General features: G+C 70.7%; 17 protein-coding genes and 1 pseudogene. 12 read left to right on the top strand and 6 right to left on the bottom strand.

The genetic code is table 11. From position 1 onward, the window contains the following. Positions 1 to 28: 28 nt before the first annotated feature. The 5 genes from ACIO3O_RS20975 to ACIO3O_RS20955 all read right to left on the bottom strand — a co-directional run bounded on the left by ACIO3O_RS20975 (position 29) and on the right by ACIO3O_RS20955 (position 5,125). Positions 29 to 985 carry a TauD/TfdA dioxygenase family protein gene (locus ACIO3O_RS20975; RefSeq protein ID WP_401747942.1) on the bottom strand — a complete coding sequence of 319 codons (957 nt, stop codon included), beginning with the start codon at positions 983 to 985 and terminating at the stop codon, positions 29 to 31. Positions 986 to 1,192: 207 nt separating this feature from the next. Further along, complete coding sequence (locus tag ACIO3O_RS20970; protein ID WP_401748265.1) at positions 1,193 to 2,488, bottom strand: MFS transporter; 1,296 nt, start codon at positions 2,486 to 2,488, stop codon at positions 1,193 to 1,195. Positions 2,489 to 2,634: 146 nt separating this feature from the next. Then, the gene (locus ACIO3O_RS20965) at positions 2,635 to 3,657 is read right to left on the bottom strand and encodes a carcinine hydrolase/isopenicillin-N N-acyltransferase family protein (RefSeq protein WP_401747939.1); all 1,023 of its coding nucleotides are present in this window, start codon (positions 3,655 to 3,657) and stop codon (positions 2,635 to 2,637) included. A 102-nt stretch (positions 3,658 to 3,759) separates the two neighbouring features. Continuing rightward, the gene (locus ACIO3O_RS20960) at positions 3,760 to 4,416 is read right to left on the bottom strand and encodes an MBL fold metallo-hydrolase (protein WP_401747937.1); all 657 of its coding nucleotides are present in this window, start codon (positions 4,414 to 4,416) and stop codon (positions 3,760 to 3,762) included. 22 nt (positions 4,417 to 4,438) lie between these two features. Continuing rightward, positions 4,439 to 5,125 (bottom strand): maleylpyruvate isomerase family mycothiol-dependent enzyme, encoded by a 687-nt coding sequence (locus ACIO3O_RS20955; RefSeq protein WP_401747936.1) that lies wholly within the window; start codon positions 5,123 to 5,125, stop codon positions 4,439 to 4,441. A gap of 259 nt (positions 5,126 to 5,384) precedes the next feature. Here ACIO3O_RS20955 and uvrA point away from each other — a divergent pair, with 259 nt between their 5' ends. The 3 genes from uvrA (at position 5,385) to ACIO3O_RS20940 (ending at position 10,873) form a co-directional block, all read left to right on the top strand. Continuing rightward, complete coding sequence (uvrA, locus tag ACIO3O_RS20950; protein ID WP_401747934.1) at positions 5,385 to 8,474, top strand: excinuclease ABC subunit UvrA; 3,090 nt, start codon at positions 5,385 to 5,387, stop codon at positions 8,472 to 8,474. A gap of 208 nt (positions 8,475 to 8,682) precedes the next feature. Continuing rightward, on the top strand, positions 8,683 to 10,263 hold the full coding sequence (locus ACIO3O_RS20945) for an alpha/beta hydrolase (RefSeq protein ID WP_401747931.1): 1,581 nt from the start codon (positions 8,683 to 8,685) through the stop codon (positions 10,261 to 10,263). A 178-nt stretch (positions 10,264 to 10,441) separates the two neighbouring features. Further along, entirely contained in the window at positions 10,442 to 10,873 is a 432-nt protein-coding gene (locus ACIO3O_RS20940) for a Rieske (2Fe-2S) protein (RefSeq protein WP_401747928.1), read from the top strand. 150 nt (positions 10,874 to 11,023) lie between these two features. Here the strand turns inward: ACIO3O_RS20940 and ACIO3O_RS20935 are convergent, their stop codons facing one another. Then, complete coding sequence (locus ACIO3O_RS20935; RefSeq protein WP_401747926.1) at positions 11,024 to 11,983, bottom strand: hypothetical protein; 960 nt, start codon at positions 11,981 to 11,983, stop codon at positions 11,024 to 11,026. A 273-nt stretch (positions 11,984 to 12,256) separates the two neighbouring features. On the opposite strand from ACIO3O_RS20935, the gene ACIO3O_RS20930 reads away from it, so the two are divergent. The 9 genes and pseudogenes from ACIO3O_RS20930 to ACIO3O_RS20890 all read left to right on the top strand — a co-directional run bounded on the left by ACIO3O_RS20930 (position 12,257) and on the right by ACIO3O_RS20890 (position 24,910). Then, complete coding sequence (locus ACIO3O_RS20930) at positions 12,257 to 12,907, top strand: papain-like cysteine protease family protein (RefSeq protein ID WP_401747923.1); 651 nt, start codon at positions 12,257 to 12,259, stop codon at positions 12,905 to 12,907. A gap of 4 nt (positions 12,908 to 12,911) precedes the next feature. Then, positions 12,912 to 13,712: a hypothetical protein gene (locus tag ACIO3O_RS20925; protein WP_401747921.1), complete on the top strand. Its 801-nt coding sequence runs from the start codon at positions 12,912 to 12,914 to the stop codon at positions 13,710 to 13,712. Positions 13,713 to 13,996: 284 nt separating this feature from the next. Continuing rightward, positions 13,997 to 16,039: an excinuclease ABC subunit UvrC gene (uvrC, locus tag ACIO3O_RS20920; protein WP_401747918.1), complete on the top strand. Its 2,043-nt coding sequence runs from the start codon at positions 13,997 to 13,999 to the stop codon at positions 16,037 to 16,039. Beyond that, positions 16,011 to 17,003, top strand: coding sequence for an RNase adapter RapZ (gene rapZ, locus ACIO3O_RS20915; protein ID WP_401747916.1), 993 nt, complete (start codon positions 16,011 to 16,013; stop codon positions 17,001 to 17,003). The genes uvrC and rapZ overlap by 29 nt, the downstream gene beginning before the upstream one ends. Continuing rightward, a complete protein-coding gene (gene yvcK / locus ACIO3O_RS20910) occupies positions 17,000 to 18,058 on the top strand; it encodes a uridine diphosphate-N-acetylglucosamine-binding protein YvcK (RefSeq protein WP_401747914.1) in 1,059 nt (352 codons plus the stop codon). The genes rapZ and yvcK overlap by 4 nt, the downstream gene beginning before the upstream one ends. Beyond that, positions 18,049 to 19,029 (top strand): annotated as a pseudogene (whiA, locus tag ACIO3O_RS20905) (DNA-binding protein WhiA); the annotation flags it as partial. The gene yvcK and the pseudogene whiA, both read left to right, overlap by 10 nt. A 335-nt stretch (positions 19,030 to 19,364) precedes the next feature. Then, entirely contained in the window at positions 19,365 to 22,331 is a 2,967-nt protein-coding gene (locus ACIO3O_RS20900; RefSeq protein ID WP_401747911.1) for a M14 family zinc carboxypeptidase, read from the top strand. 248 nt (positions 22,332 to 22,579) lie between these two features. After that, on the top strand, positions 22,580 to 23,590 hold the full coding sequence (gene gap / locus ACIO3O_RS20895; RefSeq protein ID WP_401747909.1) for a type I glyceraldehyde-3-phosphate dehydrogenase: 1,011 nt from the start codon (positions 22,580 to 22,582) through the stop codon (positions 23,588 to 23,590). Positions 23,591 to 23,698: 108 nt separating this feature from the next. Then, positions 23,699 to 24,910, top strand: a complete 1,212-nt coding sequence (locus tag ACIO3O_RS20890; protein ID WP_401747907.1) for a phosphoglycerate kinase — start codon at positions 23,699 to 23,701, stop codon at positions 24,908 to 24,910. Positions 24,911 to 24,917 lie beyond the last annotated feature (7 nt).

Here is a 24,917-nt window from a genome sequence, read left to right as displayed (position 1 = left end):
ACTTTTCTGTGCGTACGGCATTCTGTGCTTACGGCCGTCCCTCGCGCTCCAGCTCCTGCGCCGGTACGAGACCGGGCACCCGGGGCGCCTCCTGCGGCTCGATCAGGCGCGAGCGGAAGCCGTCCACACCGACCGGCACGTCCCCGTCGAGGGTGATGCGGCGGACCACCCGGGGCAGGTCGTCGTAGTCGTTGACCGCGTAGTGCTGGGTGGCGCGGTTGTCCCAGATCGCCACGTCGCCGACCTGCCACTGCCAGCGCACCAGGTTCTCCGGGCGCTCGACGTACCGCTGGAACAGGTCGATCAGCGCCCGGCTGTCGGCCGTCGGCAGCCCGGCGATCCGCTGCACGAAGTTGCCCAGCAGCAGCGTGCGCTCCCCGGTCACCGGGTGCACCCGCACCACCGGGTGCTCGGTGCGGAACGTCGTCGAGACGAACACCTGCCGGAACAGCTTCGCCACGGCTTCGTCCGACACTCCCGAGCGCCGGTCCGCGATGCGTTCCGCGTAGTCGTAGTCGTTGCTGTGCACGGCGCGCAGCGAGTCGGCGAGCGTGCGCAGGGGGATCGGCAGGTCGTCGTACGCGGCGGCCGTGTTCGCCCAGATCGTGTGCCCGCCGCGCTCCGGGATCTCCAGCGCGCGCAGGATCGACGCCTTGGGATACGCCGGTACGAACGTCACGTCCGTGTGCCACTGATTGGCCCGTACGCCCTTGGTGGCGTCCAGCTCGAAGACGTACCGCCCGTCCGCGGAGGGCACCGTCGGGTGCGAGACGGGGTGTCCGAGGCGACGCGCGAACTCCTCGTGCGCGGTGTCGTCGAGGTGCCCCTGGTCCCGGAAGAAGAGCACCTTGTGGGTGTAGAGAGCCTCCTCCAGGGCGGTGAGCGTCGCCTCGGACAGGTCGCCGGACAGGGTGACACCGTGGACGACGGCGCCGATCCTGCCCGACACAGGGGTGAGGTCAAGGGCGTTCAGTGTGCTGGTCACGGGCGTGCTCCTCCGTACGGAACGGGAACTGACCGGGTGGCGGGCGTCGCACGGACGCACAGAGGCGGCAGCGGGCGGGTGGCGTCCCGCTGCCGCCCGTTCATCGTGGCGCGCCGTCGTTGCCGCACTGTGGCGGCGGCATGAAAGCCCTCTGAAGGCCCCTCTCGCACGAAGGCCCCTCTCGTACGACGCCGGGGGGACCCGGAATCAGGCCGGTGCAGCCCCCCGCGCCTCGGCCTCCGCCGCCCGCACCGCCGCCGGACGCGTCTCCGGCAGCAGGGCGAAGCAGCCCAGGCTGACCACCGCCATGCCCGTCAGGTACGCCGCCACGCCCCACGGCGGGCCCTCCCCGGAGGACGACACCGCCGTCGCCACGATCGGCGTGAGAGCGCCGCCGAACACCCCGGCGAGGTTGTAGCCCAGCGCCGCACCGGTGCACCGCACCTGCGGCGCGTACAGCTCCGGCAGGTACGCGCCGATCACCGAGAACATCGAGGCGAACGACAGCGACCCGCCCAGGAAGCCCAGGAACATCAAGAGCGGCTGCCCGGTCGCCAGCAGCGCCATCATCGGGAAGGTCCACAGGGCGCTGAGCGCACACCCGACCAGGCACATCGGCCGCCGCCCCACCCGGTCCCCGAGCACCGCCGCCAACGGAATCAGGGGCCCCTTGAGCACCACGGCCGCCATGACGCAGCCGAGCATCACCGTGCGGTCGACGCCGAGGTGCTCGGTGCCGTAGGCCAGCGACCAGGTCGACATCGTGTAGACCAGCGCGTATCCGAGGGAGAGCGCCCCGGCGGTCAGCAGCACCAGCCGCCAGTGGTCGCGCACCACCTCGGTGAACGGCGCGCCCGCGCGCTCGCCCGTGGCCGCCATCTCCTTGAAGTCGGGGGTCTCCTCCAGGGAGGACCGCAGCAGCAGTCCGGCGGCGGCGAGCACGCCGGCCGCCCAGAACGGCACCCGCCACCCCCACGAGGTGAACTGCGCGTCGGTGAGGCCCGCCGACATCGCCAGCATCACGCTGTTCGCCAGCAGGAATCCGATCGATGGGCCGGTCTGCGGAAAGCTGGCCCACAGCGCCCGTCGGTGCGCGGGCGCGTGCTCCGCGGTGAGCAGCACCGCCCCGCCCCACTCGCCGCCGAGCCCGAGCCCCTGGAGGAAGCGCAGCAGGATCAGCAGCACCGGCGCGAGGATGCCGATGGAGTCGTACGTGGGCAGACAGCCGACCGCCACCGTCGTCGCCCCGGTCAGGATCAGCGACGAGAACAGCACGGGTCTGCGCCCGAAGCGGTCGCCCACGTGTCCGAAGACGACCGCGCCGACGGGCCGGGCGACGAAACCCACGCCGAAGGTGCCGAAGGCCGCCAGGGTGCCCGCCAGGGGTGAGAAGGAGGGGAAGAAGAGGGGGCCGAGGACGAGGGCCGCGGCCGTGCCGTAGATCGCGAAGTCGTAGAACTCGATGGCTGTTCCGGCGAGCGAGGCGGTCGCGAGCCGGAGCATGGAGGGGCTGCCCGGACGGGCCGGTGATCGTGAAGCATGCATGCGGGCGTCGTTACCCGATGCGCCACGCCCTCAAGGGGTGCGCCGCACTAGTCGTACCGACTCACCGGGAAAGATCACCCGGACAGGCCCTCCCCCGTGAGCCCTCACTGCAGGGGCAGCGTGAACTCGTGCCGCTGGTCCCAGCGTTGGCCGGTCACCAGCGTCACCTTGCCGGTCTTGAGGCCGTACACCACGGACCACTGGGTGTGCGACTGCGCGACGGTGCGCAGCAGCCCCAGCGAACTGTCCGTGTTCAGTGCTCCCTTGGCGGCGTTCAGGGTCTTCGTGGCGGCCCCGTAGCGGCGGTCCTCCAGGCGTTTCGCGGCAGGGGTGTCGGCGAAGGTGAAGTTGACCGCGCCGTTCCACGGTCGGCGGCCGCGTTCGGCGACGACGACCTTCCCGCCGACCAGTTCCACCACCGCCGAGTCGCCGGTGGCGTCGGCGAGGAAGTAGTGCAGCGGGGGACTGTCGGTGAAGTCCAGTTCGTACGCGTCGAAGAGGGTGAGTGCCTCCGTGACGGTGGCCGCCTTGTCGAGGACGATGCGCTGGATGCGCGTACTGCCCACCTTGGTACGGCCCTTGGGCCCCTCGGCGCGGTCCACGGAGGCGAAGCCCATCGCCAGGCCCTTGCTGTTCATGCCGTCGAAGGGCAGCAACGGGGCCTGGAGCAGGCCCCGTTTGCCGCGCGGGGTGGTGAAGTCGGCGGCGGAGGTCAGCCCGAGGTAGGTGGTGTCGACGACGGACACCGAGGCGTAGCCGTCCGGGGGAGTGGTGAACAGCAGCAGCGCCGGGCCGTGCTGCCAGTCGAAGTTCCGCGCGAACTGCGGGTCCTGCTTGTTGCCGCCGGCGAAGAACAGCGAGCAGCCGAAGCCCGCCTGCGGCGGCACCTTGACCTCACCCAACCGGTTGTAGTCGCCCTCGAAGCGCAACTGCCACAGCGGATGGCCGTCCACCTGGCGCAGCGATGTCAGCGTGGCCGCGTCGCGCGCGGACAGCTGCCCGGCGGACGCCGACGGATGTGCGCCGGGATTCTTCCCGGACGTGCCCGGGTCCGAGCACCCGGACACCAGGAGGGCCAGGGCGAGGAACGGGACGGTGGCGGCAGCGGCGGCGCGGGACTTCTTCATGGCGGGGCCCTCCCTTTCGTCCACTGTCCCCGAGGAACAGCGGCGTCCGGGAGGGCCGTGCGGTCACGAGTGCGTGACGGCCGTGGACGTGCGTGTGCGGGCCTACCAGCCGCGCTCGCGCCACTCCGTCAGGTGCGGGCGCTCGTCACCGAGCGTGGTGTCGTCGCCGTGCCCCGGGTAGACCCAGGACTCGTCCGGCAGCGGTGCGAAGACCTTCGCCTCCACGTCGTTCAGCAGCGAGACGAAGGCGTCCGCGTCGCCGAAGGTGTTGCCGACGCCGCCGGGGAAGAGGCAGTCACCGGTGAACACGTGCGGGTGGCCGTGCGGGTCGTCGTACACCAGGACGATGCTCCCCGGGGTGTGCCCGACGATGTGCCGCGCGGTCAGCTCCACGCGCCCCACCCGCACGGTGTCGCCGTCCTCCAGGAGGGTGTCGGTGGGCACCGGGATGCCCTCCGCGTCGTACCGGCCGGCCAGCGTGCGCGCACCGGTGGCGGCGACCACCTCGGCGAGCGCCTGCCAGTGGTCGCCGTGCCGGTGAGTGGTGACGACGGACGCGATCGAGTCGTCACCGATCAGCGACAGCAGGGTGTGCGGCTCGGCCGCCGCGTCGATCAAGAGCTGCTCACCGGTGTCCCGGCAGCGCAACAGATACGCATTGTTGTTCATCGACCCGACGGCGACCTTCGAGATCATCAGGTCCTTGAGCTCGTGCACATCCGCCGGTCCGCCGACCTTCACCGCTCCGCTGTACGTCATACCGCGCACCCTATAGCGGCCGTTACAGCGGCGGCAGTACGGGGAGATCCCCGCCGGTGACGGTGAGCGCACCGCCGTCGCGACGGCCCGCGAGCCAGCCCAGGAGGTCGGCGGAAGCACCAGTGACGGTGACAGCGTCGCCGTCCTTGCGCCCGGTGGTCCACTGCCGGCCGTCGGCGGCGGTGAGGGTCGCCGCGGTCACTGCCGCGTTCCCGGCGAAGCGGTCCGCGAGGAAGGCGATCTCGCGCCCGGTGAACTCCTCGGAGAGGTCCTCCAGCTCGTACCCGATCCCGAGGTCCACGTGGTGCAGCTCGATCTCGATCAGCCGCCGGAACGGAATCCGCGACGCCGCGTCCATGACGCCGTTGCGCAGCTCCACGGTGCGGCTCCAGTCGTCGTACGTGTCGGCCGCGCGCGCGAAGTCCTCCGCGGTGGTGCGGACGTCGTCGATCTGTACGTCCAGGGGGCGCGGGGCGTCGCGCGCGATGTCGGCGTCGCGGGCCTCGCCGCTGACGTACATGGGGCGACCGGCGAGGACATTCTGGAGGGCGTCGGAATTGCGGGCGAGGTGGGCCAGCACATGTCCGCGGCTCCAGCCGGGCAGCCGTGACGGTTCGGCGACGGCGGCGTTGTCCAGCGTGGCCGCGGCGGTGAGCAGACGGTTCGTGGCGTCGCTCAGCAGGGCCAGATCGTGCACATGATCATTCATGAGGCAGACGATAGGCCGCCGCGCAAGACGCAGCCACTCGTTCGGGTGAAGCACATGCCATCTGGCCACAAATCGAATGTACGTGCTATACGCTCGAAGGGAACATCCGAGCCCGGGGATACCGTTGGACAGGGAGCGGTGCCCGAGGCTCGGCGACCGCTCTGTACGACCGTGTTGCACGACCTCGTGTCCGTGGCACTCCACCTCAGCAGCCTGCTTCTCAGCACCTGCTTTCTTCTCCAGAAAGGTGCGAACCGGCGTGGCCGACCGTCTCATCGTTCGTGGCGCTCGCGAGCACAACCTCAAAAACGTCTCGCTCGACCTCCCCCGCGACTCCCTCATCGTGTTCACGGGGCTCTCCGGTTCGGGCAAGTCCTCCCTCGCGTTCGACACGATCTTCGCCGAGGGGCAGCGCCGCTACGTCGAGTCGCTCTCCTCCTACGCGCGGCAGTTCCTCGGCCAGATGGACAAGCCGGACGTGGACTTCATCGAAGGTCTCTCGCCCGCCGTCTCCATCGACCAGAAGTCGACCTCGCGCAACCCGCGCTCGACGGTCGGCACCATCACCGAGGTCTACGACTACCTCCGTCTGCTCTTCGCCCGCATCGGCAAGCCGCACTGCCCCGAGTGCGGCCGTCCGATCGCCCGGCAGTCCCCGCAGGCCATCGTCGACAAGGTCCTGGAGCTGCCCGAGGGCAGCCGCTTCCAGGTGCTCTCGCCGCTGGTGCGCGAGCGCAAGGGCGAGTTCGTCGACCTCTTCGCGGACCTCCAGACCAAGGGCTACAGCCGTGCCCGGGTCGACGGCGAGACCATCCAGCTGACCGAGCCGCCCACGCTCAAGAAGCAGGAGAAGCACACGATCGAGGTGGTCATCGACCGCCTCACCGTGAAGGAGAGCGCCAAGCGCCGCCTCACGGACTCCGTGGAGACCGCCCTCGGGCTCTCCGGCGGCATGGTCATCCTCGACTTCGTCGACCTCGACGCGGACGACCCCGACCGCGAGCGGATGTACTCCGAGCACCTGTACTGCACGTACGACGACCTGTCGTTCGAGGAGCTGGAGCCGCGCTCCTTCTCCTTCAACTCGCCCTTCGGCGCCTGCCCCGACTGCTCCGGCATCGGTACGCGCATGGAGGTCGACCCCGAGCTGATCGTCCCCGACCCGGACAAGTCCCTCGACGAGGGCGCCATCCACCCCTGGTCGCACGGACACACCAAGGACTACTTCGCCCGCCTGGTCAATGCCCTGGCGAGCGAGCTCGGCTTCAGCACGTCGATGGCGTGGGCGGGCCTGCCGCAGCGCGCCAAGAAGGCCCTGCTGTACGGCCACAAGACGCAGATCGAGGTCCGCTACCGCAACCGCTACGGCCGCGAGCGCGCCTACACCACCTCCTTCGAGGGCGCGGTGCCGTTCGTGAAGCGGCGGCACGCGGAGTCCGACAGCGACTCCAGCCGCGAGCGCTTCGAGGGCTACATGCGCGAGGTGCCCTGCCCCACCTGTGAGGGCACGCGCCTCAAGCCGCTGATCCTCGCGGTCACGGTGATGGAGAAGTCCATCGCCGAGGTCTCCTCGATGTCGATCAGCGAGTGCGCCGACTTCCTCGCGCAGCTCACGCTGAACGACCGCGACAAGACGATCGCCGAGCGAGTGCTCAAGGAGGTCAACGAGCGACTGCGGTTCCTGGTCGACGTGGGTCTGGACTACCTGTCGCTGAACCGCCCCGCAGGCTCCCTGTCCGGCGGCGAGGCCCAGCGCATCCGGCTCGCCACCCAGATCGGGTCCGGTCTGGTGGGTGTGCTGTACGTCCTGGACGAGCCGTCCATCGGTCTGCACCAGCGCGACAACCACCGCCTCATCGAGACGCTGGTGCGGCTGCGCGACATGGGCAACACGCTGATCGTCGTCGAGCACGACGAGGACACCATGAAGGTCGCCGACTGGATCGTCGACATCGGCCCCGGCGCCGGTGAGCACGGCGGCAAGGTCGTGCACAGCGGCTCCATGAAGGGCCTGCTGGCCAACAAGGAGTCCATCACCGGCCAGTACCTGTCGGGCAAGCGCGCCATCCCGACGCCGGACGTACGCCGTCCCGTCGACCCCTCGCGGCACCTCACGGTGCACGGGGCGCGGGAGAACAACCTGCGGGACATCGACGTCACCTTCCCCCTCGGCGTCCTGACCGCCGTCACCGGCGTCTCCGGGTCCGGCAAGTCGACGCTGGTCAACGACATCCTCTACACACACCTGGCGCGCGAGCTGAACGGTGCGCGCAGCGTCCCGGGCCGCCACACCCGGGTGGAGGGCGACGAACTCCTCGACAAGGTCGTGCACGTCGACCAGTCGCCGATCGGCCGCACCCCGCGGTCCAACCCGGCGACGTACACCGGTGTCTTCGACAAGATCCGCAAGCTGTTCGCGGAGACGACCGAGGCGAAGGTCCGGGGCTACCAGCAGGGCCGGTTCTCCTTCAACGTCAAGGGCGGCCGCTGCGAGAACTGCTCCGGCGACGGCACCATCAAGATCGAGATGAACTTCCTGCCGGACGTCTACGTCCCGTGCGAGGTGTGCCACGGCGCGCGCTACAACCGCGAGACGCTCGAAGTGCACTACAAGGGCAAGAACATCGCCGAGGTGCTCAACATGCCGATCGAGGAGGCCCTCGACTTCTTCGAGCCGGTCACCTCCATCGCCCGCTACCTCCAGACCCTGAACGAGGTCGGTCTCGGGTACGTGCGCCTCGGGCAGGCCGCGACCACGCTCTCCGGCGGTGAGGCGCAGCGCGTCAAGCTGGCCGCCGAGCTCCAGAAGCGGTCGTCGGGGCGGAGCGTCTACATCCTGGACGAGCCGACCACCGGTCTGCACTTCGAGGACATCAGCAAGCTCATCAAGATCCTGGAGGGGCTTGTCGAGAAGGGGAACTCGGTGATCGTCATCGAGCACAACCTCGACGTCATCAAGACCGCCGACTGGGTCGTGGACATGGGTCCCGAGGGCGGCAAGGGCGGCGGCCTGGTCGTCGCCGAGGGCACGCCGGAGGAGGTGGCGGGGGTGCCTGCCAGCCACACCGGCAAGTTCCTGCGGGACATCCTCGACCCCAGCCGGATCAGCGACGCGACCCCGGCGGCCGGACGCAAGAAGGCCGTGGCCCGCAAGACGGCGACGAAGACGGTCGCCGCGACCAAGGCCGTCGCCGCCAAGAAGACGGCCACGAAGGCAGTGAGCCGCAAGACGGCCGCCGCCGAACCGGCCGCCAAGAAGGCCACGGCGAAGAAGGCCACGGCCAAGAAGGCCGCACCCGCGAAGGCCGCACCGGCGAAGAAGGCCACGGCGCGCACCCGAAAGGCCTAACGGCCCGAGGGCCCGGAGCCCGAGCCCGTACAGCCGGAACGGCACCCGGCAAGGCCTGAGGCCGACCGCCGAAGGACCCGGCGCCGACCGCGCAAGGAAGCGGGCCGGAACCCTCCTCACCAGGGGGTTCCGGCCCGCACTGCGTGCGGGTGCCGCACCTCTTAGGGTGACCGGCGGGGGGACCGTCGCACGAAGGGCAGTCCCGGACATGCAGATACGCACCACGGCCACCGGTGTCGCCGGTACGGTCCTCCTCCTCGCCGGAACGGTGGTCGCCACCGGCCCCGCCACCGCGGCGGACACCCCCGACCTCACCCGCTTCTACGAGCAGAAGCTCACCTGGGGCGACTGCAAGGCCGAGGAGGTGCCCAACGGCGGCACCGCCCTCAAGGGCATGGAGTGCTCCCGCCTGACCGTCCCGATCGACTACGGCAAGCCCGACCTCGGCACGATCGCCCTCGCCGTCGGCCGCTACCGCGCCACCGGGGCGGACGGCGACCGCAAGGGCTCCCTCGTGTTCAACTTCGGCGGCCCCGGCGCCTCCGGCGTCACCACGCTGGCCGAGGCCAAGGACACGTACAAGAGCCTGGGGAAGCGGTACGACCTGGTGAGCTTTGACCCCCGGGGGGTGGGGCGGAGTTCGCCGGTCACCTGCGGCAAGGAGGCCGAGGAGGAGCTGGAGGAGGGCGACGGCGCCCCGCAGACGCCGCCCGCGGGCCGGCAGATCGACGCCGACGCGCTGGTCAAGGAGGCCAAGGACATCGCCGCCGCCTGTGCCCGGCACACCGGCAAGCTGCTGCCGCACGTCGGCACCATCAACGTCTCCCGCGACATGGACGTCCTGCGCCAGGCACTGGGCGACGAGAAGCTGAATTACATGGGCATCTCGTACGGGACCCGGCTCGGGTCCGTGTACGCGTCCCAGTTCCCGGACCGCTCCGGACGCCTCGTCCTGGACGCCGTGGACACCCTCACCGAGAACTCCCGGGTCTCCGGCCTGAACCAGGCCCGCGCCTTCCAGCGGGCCTTCGACACCTTCCTGGCCACCTGCGCCGAGCAGTACACGGCGGACTGTCCGCTCGGCGGTACGGTCAAGGACGCCACCCGCGCCGTGGACCGGGTCGTCGCCTCCCTCACCAAGGCCCCGCTCAAGGCCGAGGACGGCACCGAGTTCGGCGTGGCGGAACTGCGCGCCGCCATGAGCACGTCGATGTACGTTCCCCAGGCCTGGGGCGCGCTCGCGTTCGGCATCGCGGAGATCGACAAGAACCGCGACCCCGCGATCCTCGCCGAGCTCAACGACCTCGCCGACCAGCCCGGCAACGGCGACGAGGCCATCCTCGCCGTCAACTGTGCCGACGACCCGGACCGTACGCCCGTCACCAAGGAGGAACTCGCGCAGATCGAGAAGGAGTTCACCCAGGCCTCCCCGGACTTCGGCCGCGACATGATGGGCGGCGCGATCTCCTGCACCGGCTGGCCCGCGGGCTCCGACTACGTCCGCACCGTGGAGAACGTCAAGGCCCCCAAGATCCTGCTGATCGGCACCAAGGGCGACCCCGCCACCCCGTACCGGTGGACCGAGGAGACCGCGCGGCGGCTCGGCAACGCGGTCGTGCTGCGCTACGACGGCGAGGGACACGGTGCGTACGGCAGCTCCCCGTGCATCCGTGAGAAGACCGACGCCTACGTGCTGGACGGCGTGCTCCCGGACGACGGGACCTCCTGCCCCGCGGTGTCGCCCGGCGTGCCGGACGAGGAGCTTCCGGACACCCTCCCCGGGACCTGACGCGCCCGCGTCAAACCAGGTCGGGCCGGGGTCCGGCCGGGGTCCCGCCCCGCTCCGACGCGCTCCCCGGCGCACCGGCCCCGCCCGCCCCACAGGTATCGTCAAGGCGGCATCGCGCCCCGCCGCACGCGGCCGCGCGGAGCCGTCGCCCACTCGCACCGCACCCGTGGAGAGCCCCATGTCCGGCATCCCGTCCGCCGCCCGCCGCACCGTCCTCAAGGGCGTCGCACTCGCCGGGGCCGCCGGGCTCGGCGCCGCCGCCTGCTCCACCGAGTCCAAGCTCGGGCACGCCCAGACGCCGACCCCGACCGCCCCGGTCGACCTCGGCGACCCGGCGGCGGTGCCGGTCGGCGGCTCCAAGCTGTACAGGGAGCAGCGGGTGATCGTGAGCTGCCCCAAGAAGGGCGAGTACAAGGCGTTCAGCGCCCAGTGCACCCACGCGGGCTGCGAGCTCGACCGGGTCGAGGGCAACGAGGGCAACTGTCCCTGCCACGGCAGCCGCTTCGACACCACCACCGGTCAGGCCCTCAAGGGCCCCGCCACCGCGCCGCTGCCCGCCGTCCCGGTCAAGGTCAAGGACGGCAAGCTGATCGCGGGCCCGGACGCCTGAACCGGTCACCCGCAGCTGCCGGAACCGGTCACCCGCAGCTGCCGGAACCGGTCACCCGCAGCTGCCGGAACCGGTCACCCCACAGCCGCCTGAACCGGGCACCACCGGTCACCGTCCGGTGGGTCGAACCGATCAGAAACGGTCAGGGAGCTAGTCCCAGTCCCAGTCGACCCCCAGAATCCCCGGCCGCACCCCCTGCTCCACGAAGTGCACCGTGCCGTGCCGCCCGCTCAGCGTCAGGTCCTGCCGCGCCGCCCTCGGCGCCCCGGCCGACGACTGGGCGAAGCGGCGGCACCGCACCGGCAGCGCCCGCTCGTCGAAGCGCACCTGGAGCAGGTACTGCCCGCCCGCGAAGCTGAAGCCGCGCAGGTACTCCACGCAGGGCCCGCCGGTGCCGTCCTCGAAGCCGTACTCGAAGAAGTACGTGTCCCCGGCCCGCAGCCGCGCGTCGAACAGCATCTCCGCCACGACGAGCCCGGTCTCCCGGTGCCACCGCACCCGCCCGGTGCGGCAGTTCTCCCCGGCCCGCACCGCCACCCGGGACGGATCGCAGCCCGGGTCGCCGTGATGCACGGCCAGATAGCGGTCGACGCCGTCCCGGTGCGCCCGGACCACGTGCTGGGAGTCGCGCCCCACCAGCTCCCGGTCGGGCCCGATCCGTACGCGCTCGTGATGGCCGACCGTGTGCAGGCCGCCGTCGACCGGTGACTCCAGCTCCGCCAGCAGCATCTCCACCGACCCCGACGCCTCCACCAGCGCCCGGTACGAGCGGCCCTGCGGGCGCTCGCCGTCCGCCCCCGCGCCCTCCGCCACCAGCAGCCGGATCAGCGACTCGGCGGGCAGCCGCAGCACGTCCTCCAACTCCCGCACCGCGCGCAGCGATTCGGGCCGCTGCGGACGGCGCGCCCCCTGCTGCCAGTAGCTGAGGCTGGTCACCCCCACCGTGATGCCGCGCCCCGCCAGGTGGTGGCGTACGCGCTGCAACGGCAGCCCGCGCAGTTGCAGCGCCGCCCGCAGCGCCAGATGGAAGGGCCCGGTCCGCAGCAACTGCTCCAGGTCGGCTTCCCCGGGGGCGCCGTCGTCGGTGTCCGGTGTCGGGTGCTGCCGCATCACGGCTCCTCCGCTGGCAGTGAACGTTCACGGAGGCACACCGCGCCGGCGCGCCGCCGTCGGCGAAGCGGGCTGGTGGACGGGAGGGGTCCGTTCACATCCGGGCCACCGCGTTCACAGCTCCGCGTCACCCCGCATTGAAGCGTGTTGACCTGCACTCGACAACACCCGATGCTCCTCAACAGCGTCCGGACGCGCTCCTCCACTTCCCCAAGCTCTCAACTTCGTTCGAGCAGGGGATACCCCACCACCCCCCGCCTCGGGAGGAACGCGATGCGCGATCGAAGCGACACCCGTCCCCGCACGACCCTCAGACGGCTCTCCCCGGCCGTCCTGACCGCCGCCCTGCTGCTCGCCGTCCCCACGGCGACGGCGACCGCCGCCCCCGCCGACGACCGTCCCGCCGCCGCAGCCGAGCAGCAGCCCGCCGCCGCGCCCCTGCTGGCCGCCAAGCGGCTGAACATCACCATGCAGGCCCAGGAGAAGACCAACTGGTGCTGGGCCGCCTCCGGCAACACCATCGCCACCTGGTTCGGCCGCACCTACAGCCAGAACCAGTTCTGCAACGCCGCCTTCAACCGCAACCAGAACACCACCTGCCCCAACAACCAGGCCACCCTGGGCAACGTCCAGACCGGCCTGAGCTGGGCGGGCATCAACCCGGGCTCCTACGTCACCGGCTGGCTGCGCTACCCGACCGTGCAGACCGAGATATCCGCCAACCGCCCGATAGAGACCCGCATCCAGTGGTCCAGCGGCGGCGGTCACATGCACGTCCTCTACGGCTACGACACGGCCAACAGCTGGGTCTACTGGGGCGACCCGTGGCAGACCAACAGCCGCTACAACTGGGCCTCGCACGACTGGTACGTCAACAACAACGAGTTCTCCTGGACCCACTCGCTCTACAAGATCGGGGCGTGACGCCATGACACTCCACGCCAAGGCCCCCCACACCAAGACCCTCAGAGCAGCCGCCCTCGCGGCCGTCACCGCCACCCTGCTGCTCGGCGCCGCCGCCGAGGCCACGGCCGACGAGACCCCCGCCGCCAAGGCCCACCAGGCGGCCACCGCCCCCACCACCCTCGACACCCTGTCGCGCTTCTTCGCCCGCGACGGAGCCGTCGCCCGCAGTGCGGCCGCACCCCGGGTGCAGGACGCCACCGTGCCGGTGCACACGCTCTCCGCCGACTTCGTCGCCGGCAAGAAGGGCGCTGCGGCCAGCAAACTCGACTTCATGGCCACCACCGCCGTCGCCTCCGACGGCCAGAGGGCCTCCCTGTGGATGGCACCCCACGACGGTGCGTGGAAGGTCGTGAACATCGCCACCGGCGACGACGAGACCCGCTACGCCAGTGCCGGTGCTCGCGCCCTCCCCGGCGGCACCGTCTTCCGCGAGCCCCAGATCGACGCCTGGTACGTCCACGACGCCACCCGGGTGCTGCCGCTCGACGAGGACGCCACCCGCGCCGTCGGCGCCAAGGGCACCACCCTCGCCGCCTACCAGAAGCGCGTCCACGCCGCGTACGCCGACAAGCTGCCCGGCACCGCCTACGCACAGCAGGGCAAGGCGGGCGGCTACGGCGCCGCCGCCGAGGAGAGCGCCTCCGGGGAGAGCGCCTCCGACAGCGGCAGCAAGGCCGCCCCCGTGGCCGCCGGGGGAGCGGCCGTGCTCCTCGCCGCCGCGGGCTTCACCGTCGTACGACTGCGCAAGCGCACGCAGCAGTAGCAGTCACCGCACCACAGTCGGGGGGGGGCCCCCCCCCCCCCCCCCCCCTCCTGCCCCCCCCCCCCCCCCTCCCCCTCCCCCCCCCCCCCCCCCACCCCCCCCACCCCCGCCCCCACCCCCCCACCCCCGGGGGGGGCCGCGGGGGGGGCGGTGCTCCGCGCCGCGGGGGGCTTCCGGGTCGTACGCGGGCGCAAGCGCACGAAGGGGTGGGGGCCCCCCCCCCCCGGGGGGGGGCCCCCCCCCGGGCCCCCCCGACTGTCAGTGCCCGCAAGTAGGCTTCACCCATGGCAGATCCCTCCAGCTACCGTCCCAAGCCGGGCCAGATCCCCGACTCGCCGGGGGTCTACCGCTTCCGCGACGAGCACCGCCGGGTGATCTACGTCGGGAAGGCCAAGAGCCTGCGCCCGCGGCTGTCCTCGTACTTCCAGGACCTGGCCAACCTCCACCCCCGTACGCGCACGATGGTCACCACCGCCGCGTCCGTGGAGTGGACGGTCGTCTCCACCGAGGTCGAGGCGCTCCAGCTGGAGTACTCCTGGATCAAGGAGTTCGACCCCCGGTTCAACGTCAAGTACCGCGACGACAAGAGCTATCCGCACCTCGCGGTGACGATGAACGAGGAGTTCCCGCGCGTCCAGGTGATGCGCGGCCCCAAGAAGAAGGGCGTGCGCTACTTCGGTCCGTACGGCCACGCCTGGGCGATCCGCGAGACCGTCGACCTGATGCTCCGCGTCTTCCCCGTGCGCACCTGCTCCGCCGGTGTCTTCAAGCGCTCCGCCCAGATCGGCCGCCCCTGCCTGCTCGGCTACATCGGCAAGTGCGCCGCCCCCTGCGTCGGCAAGGTCACCCCCGAGGAGCACCGCGAACTGGCCGAGGACTTCTGCGACTTCATGGCCGGCCGCACCGGCACCCACCTCCAGCGCATCGAGCAGCAGATGATGATCGCCGCCGAGGACATGGAGTACGAGAAGGCCGCCCGCCTGCGCGACGACATAGAGGCGCTGAAGCGGGCCCTGGAGAAGAACGCGATCGTCTTCAACGACGCCACCGACGCCGACCTCATCGCCCTCGCCGAGGACGAGCTGGAGGCCGCCGTGCAGATCTTCCACGTCCGCGGCGGACGCGTGCGCGGCCAGCGCGGCTGGGTCACCGACAAGGTCGAGAACGTCGACACCTCCGGCCTGGTGGAGCACGCCCTCCAGCAGCTGTACGGCGAGGAGAGCGGCGAGGCGGTGCCCAAGGAGGTGCTCGTCCCCGCGCTCCCCGAGGACACGGCCGCCGTCAACCAGTGGCTGACCGCCAAGCGCGGCTCCAACGTCTCGCTGCGCATCCCGCAGCGCGGCGACAAGAAGGACCTCATGGCGACGGTCCAGCGCAACGCGCAGCAGTCCCTGGTCCTGCACAAGACCAAGCGCGCCTCCGACCTGACCACCCGCTCGCGCGCCCTGGAGGAGATCGCCGAGGCCCTCGGCCTGGACGGCGCCCCCCTGCGCATCGAGTGCTACGACATCTCGCACCTCCAGGGCGACGACGTGGTGGCCTCCATGGTGGTCTTCGAGGACGGCCTGGCCCGCAAGAGCGAGTACCGGCGCTTCGAGATCAAGAGCTTCGAGGGCCAGGACGACGTCCGCTCCATGCACGAGGTGATCACCCGGCGCTTCAAGCGGTACCTCTCCGCCAAGGAGAAGACCGGCGACCTCATGGGCGGCGAGATCCCCGAGGAGCAGCTCCAGGAGGACGACGGCCGGCCCAAGCGCTTCGCCTACCCGCCGCAGCTCGTGGTGGTCGACGGCGGGCAGCCGCAGGTCGCCGCGGCCCAGCGGGCCCTGGACGAGCTGGGCATCGACGACGTCGCCGTCTGCGGCCTCGCCAAGCGCCTCGAAGAGGTCTGGCTGCCCGACGAGGACGACCCGGTGGTCCTGCCGCGCACCAGCGAGGGCCTCTACCTCCTCCAGCGGGTTCGTGACGAAGCCCACCGCTTCGCCATCACCTACCAGCGCAGCAAGCGGGCCAAGCGCTTCCGTGCGGGGCCCCTGGACGACGTACCGGGCCTGGGCGAGACCCGCAAGCAGGCACTCGTCAAGCACTTCGGTTCGGTGAAGAAGCTCCGATCCGCCACAATTGATCAGATCTGCGAGGTTCCGGGGATAGGCCGCAAAACGGCCGAGACCGTCGCCGCGGCCCTCGCAGCGGCGGCTCCGGCCGCACCCGCCGTGAACACGGCGACAGGAGAGATCATTGAGGACGACGAGGCAACCGCACCCGCGGCCACCCCGTCGGAGAACGGGGGAAGCACACATGACCCAGCAGAGCAGCCCAGAGCCTGACCGAGGCCCTGCACCGGGCCCCGCACCGGGCCAGGACACCGACCGAGACGGAGCACACGTGAGTACGGGCACCACGCGGGAGACCGCCGAGGCCGCCGAGACGCCCATCCCCGAGCTGGTCATCATCTCCGGCATGTCCGGGGCCGGCCGCAGCACCGCCGCGAAGTGCCTGGAGGACCTCGGCTGGTTCGTCGTCGACAACCTGCCGCCCGCGCTGATCCCCACCATGGTGGAGCTCGGCGCCCGCTCCCAGGGCAACGTCGCCCGCATCGCCGTCGTCGTCGACGTCCGCGGCCGCCGCTTCTTCGACAACCTCCGCGAATCCCTCGCCGACCTCGACGCCAAGGGCGTCCACCGGCGCATCGTCTTCCTGGAGTCCTCCGACGACGCCCTGGTCCGCCGCTTCGAGTCGGTCCGCCGCCCGCACCCCCTCCAGGGCGACGGCCGCATCACCGACGGCATCGCCGCCGAGCGCGACCTGCTGCGCGAGCTGCGCGGCGACGCCGACCTGGTGATCGACACCTCCAGCCTCAACGTCCACGAACTGCGCGCCAAGATGGACGCCCAGTTCGCCGGGGACGAGGAGCCGGAGCTGCGCGCCACCGTCATGTCCTTCGGCTACAAGTACGGCCTGCCCGTCGACGCCGACCTCGTGGTGGACTGCCGCTTCCTGCCCAACCCGCACTGGGTCCCGGAGCTGCGCCCCTTCACCGGCCTCAACGAGGAGGTGTCGGGCTACGTCTTCAACCAGCCCGGCGCCAAGGAGTTCCTCGACCGCTACACCGAGCTCCTCCAGCTCATCGCCACCGGCTACCGCCGCGAGGGCAAGCGGTACGTCACCATCGCGGTCGGCTGCACCGGCGGCAAGCACCGCTCGGTCGCCATGTCCGAGAAGCTGGCCGCCCGCCTGTCCACCGAGGGCGTCGAGACCGTCGTCGTCCACCGGGACATGGGGCGCGAGTGACCAACCGCACCGTCCGGCTGCACCGCCTGCGCAGGGTCACCTCCGCGCTCGGCAGTGAGCCCTCCCCGCGCGCCGCACGCGGCAGGCGCGGCGCCACGCCCAAGGTCGTCGCCCTCGGCGGCGGCATGGGCCTGTCCGCCTCGCTCACCGCGCTGCGGCGCATCACGGGCGACCTGACCGCCGTCGTCACCGTCGCCGACGACGGCGGCTCCAGCGGCCGGCTCCGGGAGGAGCTGGGCGTCCTGCCCCCCGGCGACCTGCGCAAGGCGCTCGCCGCGCTGTGCGGGGACGACGAATGGGGGCAGACCTGGTCCCGCGTCATCCAGCACCGCTTCGAGTCCAAGGGCGACCTGCACGAGCACGCGGTCGGCAATCTGCTGATCGTCGCCCTGTGGGAGCAGCTCGGCGACCACGTGCAGGCCCTGGACCTGGTCGGCAAGCTCCTGGGAGCGCACGGCCGGGTGCTGCCCATGTCCGCGGTCCCGCTGGAGCTCCAGGCGCTCGTACGCGGCCACGACCCCGAGCGACCCGACGACGTCGACACCGTGCGCGGCCAGGCGACCGTCGCGCTGACCCCCGGCGAGGTGCAGTCGGTGCACCTCGTACCGCACGATCCGCCGGCCGTTCCGGAGGCCGTGGCGGCGGTTCGTGACGCCGACTGGGTGGTTCTCGGACCCGGTTCCTGGTTCTCCTCGGTGATCCCCCACCTGTTGGTCCCAGAACTGCTCGATGCCCTGGTGGAGACCAAGGCGAGGCGGATTCTGTCCCTCAATCTCGCGCCCCAACCGGGCGAAACCGAGGGCTTTTCACCGCAACGTCATTTGGAGGTTTTGGCCCGACACGCCCCTAAACTCGCCTTCGACGTGGTGCTGGCCGACCAGGCCGCCGTGCCCGACCTTCCCGAACTCGCCGATGCCGCCAAACGGCTCGGTGCGACGGTCGAGCTGGCGCCGGTGGCCCGGCCCGACGGAGCCCCCAAGCACGACCCGGAGCTCCTGGCAGCCGCGTACGACCGTATTTTTCGGATGCATGGAAGGATCGGCCCATGGCGATGACGGCAGCGGTGAAGGACGAAATCTCCCGGCTCCCCGTCACCCGGACCTGCTGCAGAAAGGCAGAGGTCTCGGCGATCCTCCGGTTCGCGGGCGGCCTGCACCTGGTGAGCGGGCGCATCGTGATCGAGGCGGAGCTGGACATCAGCTATGCGGCACGCAGGCTGAAGAAGGACATTCTGGAGATCTTCGGGCACAGCTCGGAGCTCGTGGTGATGGCCCCCAGCGGTCTTCGCCGGGGTTCGCGCTATCTCGTACGGGTCGTGGCGGGCGGCGATCAACTCGCACGCCAGACCGGCCTCGTGGACGGCCGCGGACGCCCCATCCGGGGACTTCCCCCGCAGGTGGTCTCGGGGGCCACCTGTGACGCCGAGGCGGCCTGGCGCGGGGCCTTCCTCGCGCACGGCTCCCTCACCGAGCCGGGCCGCTCGTCCTCCCTGGAGGTCACCTGCCCCGGCCCGGAGGCCGCGCTCGCACTGGTCGGCGCGGCCCGCAGGCTCTCCATCGGGGCCAAGGCCCGCGAGGTGCGCGGCGTGGACCGGGTCGTCGTACGGGACGGCGACGCGATCGGCGCCCTGCTGACCCGGCTCGGCGCGCACGAGTCGGTACTGGCCTGGGAGGAGCGGCGGATGCGCCGCGAGGTCCGCGCCACCGCCAACCGGCTCGCCAACTTCGACGACGCCAACCTGCGCCGCAGCGCCCGCGCCGCCGTCGCCGCCGGTGCCCGCGTGCAGCGTGCGCTGGAGATCCTCGGCGAGGAGGTGCCCGAGCACCTCGCCGCGGCGGGCCGCCTGCGCATGGAGCACAAGCAGGCCTCGCTGGAGGAGCTGGGCGCGCTCGCCGACCCGCCGCTCACCAAGGACGCCGTCGCGGGCCGCATCCGCCGCCTGCTCGCCATGGCGGACAAGCGGGCCCAGGACCTCGGCATCCCCGGTACGGAGTGCAACCTCACCGAGGACATGACCGAGGAGATCGAGGAGGAGATGGCCAAGGGCCTCGCCGCCTCCCTCGCCAACAGTGCCGCCCTCGCCGACAACGGGCCCCTGAGCGGCAACGCGCCGAGCAACCTGACGGGCAGCATGACCGGGACGATGACGCCGGGCATGGCCAACGGAATGGCCACGAGCCTGTAGTCCGCAGGGCCCCTGTGCTGCGGAATTCATGACTCCGCCACAACTAGCCGCCCCTGGCGCCCCATTGGGTGTCAGGGGCAGCTTGTTGTGTTGCTGATGTGCTCTTGACGTGACCATGAATGGTCATGATTCTGACGTCTGTTCACTCACGTGACAGACAACAGCAAGGGGGGCACATGAGACGCAGAGCGAGATCGATCCTCGCCGCATCTTCACTGCTGATAGCCGGGATCGCCGGGGGCACAGCGATACCCGTGGCCCAGGCGCAGCCCGCCGGGGACGCCGCCCGGGGCGGCGACGACATCTCCGTGTGGAACGCCACGGTCACCCAGGCCCAGGTGCCGCTGCTGCTCAAGGCGGGTACCGACGCCCACGAGCTCAGCGAGCGCGTCCCGGCCAAGGGCACCGCCACCGTCGAGCTGATCCTCACCCAGAAGCAGGCCGCCGAACTGCGCACGCAGGGCGTCTCCATCAGCGAGCGCAAGGTCTCCGCCGCCGCGGCGCGGGCCGCCGCGGTCCCCGGCGACGGCGTGTTCCGTCCGTACAGCGGAAAGGGCGGCCTCCAGGAGGAGTTGCTGGCCACCGCGCAGAAGTACCCCGGGATCACCAAGCTGGTCAGCATCGGCAAGACGGTCCAGGGCAAGGACATCCTCGCTCTCAAGCTCACCAAGAACGCGAAGAAGTCCGCCGACGGCTCCAAGCCCTCGACGCTGTACATGTCCAACCAGCACGCGCGTGAGTGGATCACCCCGGAGATGAACCGGCGGCTGATGCACCACTACCTCGACAACTACGGCAAGAACGCGCAGATCACCAAGCTGGTCGACTCCAGCGAACTGTGGTTCCTGCTGTCCGCCAACCCGGACGGCTACGACTACACGTTCACCAGCACCGACGACAACGTCCGGCTGTGGCGCAAGAACCTCCGCGACGTCAACGGCAACGGCACCATCGAGTCCGGCGACGGCATCGACCTCAACCGCAACTTCGCCTACAAGTGGGGTTACGACAACGAGGGTTCGTCCCCCGACACCACCGACGAGACCTACCGCGGCGCGGGCCCCAACTCCGAGCCCGAGACCAAGGCGCTCGACGCGTTCGAAAAGCGCATCGGCTTCAAGTACGCGATCAACTACCACTCGGCCTCCGAGCTGCTGCTGTACGGAGTGGGCTGGCAGGTCGCCACCAACACCCCCGACGACGTGGCCCTCAAGGCCCTCGCCGGCACCCCGGAGAACTCGGCCGTCCCCGGCTACTACCCGCAGGTCTCCTCGGAGCTGTACACCACCAACGGCGAGGCCGACGGCCACGCGGGCAACGTCAACGGCATCAAGATGTTCACGCCGGAGATGACCACCTGCGAGACGGCCTCCCGGATCGACCCGAACGACCGCTGGAAGCCCGAGGACTGCCTCTCCGGCTTCAACTTCCCCGACGACGAGAAGCTGATCCAGCAGGAGTTCGCCAAGAACATCCCGTTCGCGCTCTCCGTCGCCGAGACGACGCTCACGCCCGACCAGCCGAAGTCCTCCGTCGGCATCGACGCCCCGGACTTCACGCTGGACCCGTTCACCGTCTCCTACGCCCGCGACAAGGACCAGGAGATCAACGTCACGGTCCGCAAGTCGGTGCGTGACAAGGAGCTCAAGTACCGCGTCAACGGCGGCGCGGTGCACGACCAGGCGCTGAAGGCCTGGGACGGCGGCCTGCGCTACGGCGACGAGGACAACACCTACTTCGACGACTACCGGGCCAAGGTCCAGGACGGCAAGCCGGGCGACAAGGTCGAGGTCTGGTTCACCGGCGAGACGAAGGCCGGGAAGCCGACCTCCAGCCAGCACTTCACCTACACGCTCGCCAACACCCCCAAGGCCGCCCACCTGGTGGTCGCCGAGGAGGGCGCGCCCGCGACGCAGGTCCAGAAGTACGTCGACGCGCTGAAGGCCAACGGCCGCTCCGCCACCGTCTGGGACGTCGCCACGCAGGGCGCCCCGCACCCGCTGGGCGTCCTCGGCCACTACGACGCGGTGGTGCACTACACCGGCGCCTCCGTGCCCGGCGGCCCGACCCAGCTCGCGCTGCGCTCCTACCTCAACGAGGGCGGCAAGCTGGTCGAGGCCGGTGAGAAGGCGGGCGGCGAGGCCAAGCTCGGCCCGGCCGACACCGACGACTTCAGCCAGTACTACCTGGGTGCCTACGGCCGGGTGAACAGCCCCGGCGCCACCGGTCTCGCCGGTTCCGGCGGCCTGTCAGGGGTCACCACCCCGCTGACCGGCGCCCCCGGCAACCCGCTGGACACCGCGGGCTCCTACCTGGTCACCTCGGACTCGCTCCCGGCGGCGCAGTTCCCGCAGTTCAAGAGCGCCCAGGCGGGCCGCTACACGGGCATCAACAACCCGTACGCCCCCTACGAGGGCCAGGGCATGGCCTCGGCGGTCAGCACCAACAGCAACTGGAAGCGCCTCACCCGCACCGTGGACCTCACGGGCGTCACCGCGGCCGACCAGCCGAAGCTGAAGATGGCGCTCAACTGGAACACCGAGCCCGCGTACGACCACGCCCTGCTGGAGGCGCACACCACCGGCGCCGAGGACTGGACGACGCTGCCCGAGGCGAGCGGCCTCACCAAGAACGCCGTCCCCGCCGAGTGCGAGGCCGGGTTCTTCATCCGGGCCCACCCGTTCCTCACGCACTACCTGACCCAGGGCGCCGACGGCTGCACCGCGAGCGGTTCCAGCGGCCAGTGGAACAGCTTCACCGGCACCTCCTCCGGCTGGAAGCAGGTCTCCTTCGACCTGAGCGCCTACGCCGGCAAGAAGGTCGAGCTGTCGCTGTCGTACGTCACCGACCCGGGCAGCCTGGGCCGCGGCGTCTTCGCCGACAACGCACGGATCAGCGTCGGCGGCGTCGACCAGGCCGTGGACGGCTTCGAGGCGGGCCTCGGCGCCTGGGCCCCGTCCGCGTCGCCGGCCGGCAGCCCGCCGGTCGTCGGCCCGTGGGCCCGTACCGGCGAACTGTTCGCCACGTACGCGGCGGTCACCACCCGTGACACCGCGCTCCTGGGCTTCGGCCTGGAGCACGTGCCGGACGCCAAGCAGCGCGCCACGCTGCTGGAGAAGGCCCTGAAGAGCATCAAGGGCTGAACACCGACAGCGTCCGGAGCCGACCCTTCCGGTCACGCTGAGTAATACGGACAAAGGTCCCGGCGGCCCGTACTACCCGCTTCACTACTGGGGAGTACGGGCCGCCGCGGTGTGTTCCGGCCACGGCGCGGCCGTACTCGATGCGGCGGGTTGGTCTACGGAGAGGTAGGGTCGACAGCGGTCGGGGACATCCCATTCAAGCTCGCCGTGGCGTCGAAACCCCGGCGTACCAACGAGGAGATCGGTTCGTGACGATCCGCGTAGGCATCAACGGCTTCGGCCGCATCGGGCGCAACTACTTCCGGGCGCTGCTGGAGCAGGGTGCGGACATCGAGATCGTGGCTGTCAACGACCTGGGTGACACCGCGACCACCGCGCACCTTCTGAAGTACGACACCATCCTGGGCCGCCTCAAGGCCGAGGTGTCGCACACCGAGGACACCATCACCGTCGACGGCCACACCATCAAGGTGCTGTCCGAGCGCAACCCCGCCGACATCCCGTGGGGCACGCTGGGCGTCGACATCGTGATCGAGTCGACCGGTATCTTCACCAAGAAGGCCGACGCCGAGAAGCACATCGCCGGTGGCGCGAAGAAGGTCCTCATCTCGGCTCCGGCCAAGGACGAGGACATCACCATCGTGATGGGCGTCAACCAGGACAAGTACGACGCGGCCAACCACCACGTCATCTCCAACGCCTCCTGCACCACCAACTGCGTGGCGCCGATGGCGAAGGTTCTCGACGAGAACTTCGGCCTGGTCAAGGGCCTGATGACGACGGTCCACGCGTACACCAACGACCAGCGCATCCTGGACTTCCCGCACTCGGACCTGCGTCGCGCCCGCGCCGCCGCCGAGAACATCATCCCGACCACGACCGGTGCCGCCAAGGCCACCGCGCTGGTCCTCCCGCAGCTCAAGGGCAAGCTCGACGGCATCGCCATGCGCGTGCCGGTCCCGACCGGTTCGGCCACCGACCTGGTCGTCGAGCTCGGCCGCGAGGTCACCAAGGACGAGGTCAACGCCGCGTTCAAGAAGGCCTCCGAGGACGGCGACCTGAAGGGCATCCTCTACTACACCGAGGACCCGATCGTCTCCTCCGACATCGTGAGCGACCCGGCGTCGTGCACCTTCGACTCGTCCCTGACCATGGTCCAGGACGGCAAGACGGTGAAGATCCTCGGTTGGTACGACAACGAGTGGGGCTACTCCAACCGTCTGGTCGACCTGACCGTCTTCGTCGGCGGTCAGCTCTGATCAGCAAAGCTTGAGAGCATCAAGATGTGAGCGACAGGGCTCGGGCAGCGCAATGCGGCGCTGTGCGAGCCCTGTGGCCTGTCCAGCCCTTCTGAGGAGCCGTACTTCATGAAGACGATCGACGAACTCATCGCCGACGGTGTGACCGGCAAGCGGGTCTTCGTCCGCGCCGACCTCAACGTGCCGCTCGACGGCACCACGATCACCGACGACGGCCGCATCCGCGCCGTCGCCCCGACGATCGCCAAGCTCGCCGCCGCGGGCGCACGCGTGATCGTCGCCTCGCACCTGGGCCGCCCCAAGGGCGCCCCGGACCCGGCGTTCTCCCTCGCCCCGGCCGCAACCCGGCTCGGCGAGATCCTCGACGCCGAGGTCGCCTTCGCGACGGACACGGTCGGCGAGTCCGCCCGCGCCACCGTCGACGCGCTGACCGACGGCCAGGTCGCGGTCATCGAGAACCTGCGCTTCAACGCCGGTGAGACGTCCAAGGACGACGCCGAGCGCGGCGCCTTCGCCGACGAGCTCGCCTCCCTCGCCGACCTCTACGTCGGCGACGGCTTCGGCGCGGTGCACCGCAAGCACGCCTCGGTCTTCGACCTCCCGGCCCGCCTGCCGCACGCCGCCGGCGACCTCATCGCCACCGAGGTCGGCGTCCTGAAGAAGCTCACCGAGGACGTCAAGCGCCCGTACGTCGTCGTCCTCGGCGGCGCCAAGGTCTCCGACAAGCTCGGCGTGATCGACCACCTGCTGGAGAAGGCCGACCGCATCCTGGTCGGCGGCGGCATGGCGTACACCTTCCTCAAGGCCCAGGGCCACGAGGTCGGCATCTCGCTGCTCCAGGAGGACCAGATCCCCACCGTCCTGGAGTACCTGGACCGGGCGAAGAAGAAGGGCGTCGAGTTCGTCCTGCCGGTCGACGTGCTGGTCTCGGCGGAGTTCCCCGACCTCAAGGGCAAGACCCCGGCCAACCCGTCCACGGTCGCCGCCGACGCCATCCCGGCCGACCAGGAGGGCCTGGACATCGGCCCCAAGACCCGTGAGCTGTACGCTGCCAAGCTGGCCGACGCCGCCACGGTCTTCTGGAACGGACCCATGGGCGTCTTCGAGCACCCCGACTACGCCGGTGGCACCGCCGCCGTCGCGCAGGGCCTGCTCGACAGCAGCGCCTTCTCGGTCGTCGGCGGTGGCGACTCCGCCGCCGCGGTCCGCATCCTCGGCTTCGACGAGAACGCGTTCGGCCACATCTCGACCGGCGGCGGCGCAAGCCTCGAATACCTGGAAGGCAAGACCCTGCCCGGCCTTGCCGCACTGGAGGACTGATCCCTAG

This window comes from Streptomyces sp. NPDC087440 (genome assembly GCF_044744005.1).
In the GTDB taxonomy this organism is placed as follows: domain Bacteria; phylum Actinomycetota; class Actinomycetes; order Streptomycetales; family Streptomycetaceae; genus Streptomyces.
The sequence above is the reverse complement of the archived record's forward strand: the minus strand, read 5'-3'. Positions and strand labels throughout refer to the sequence as shown.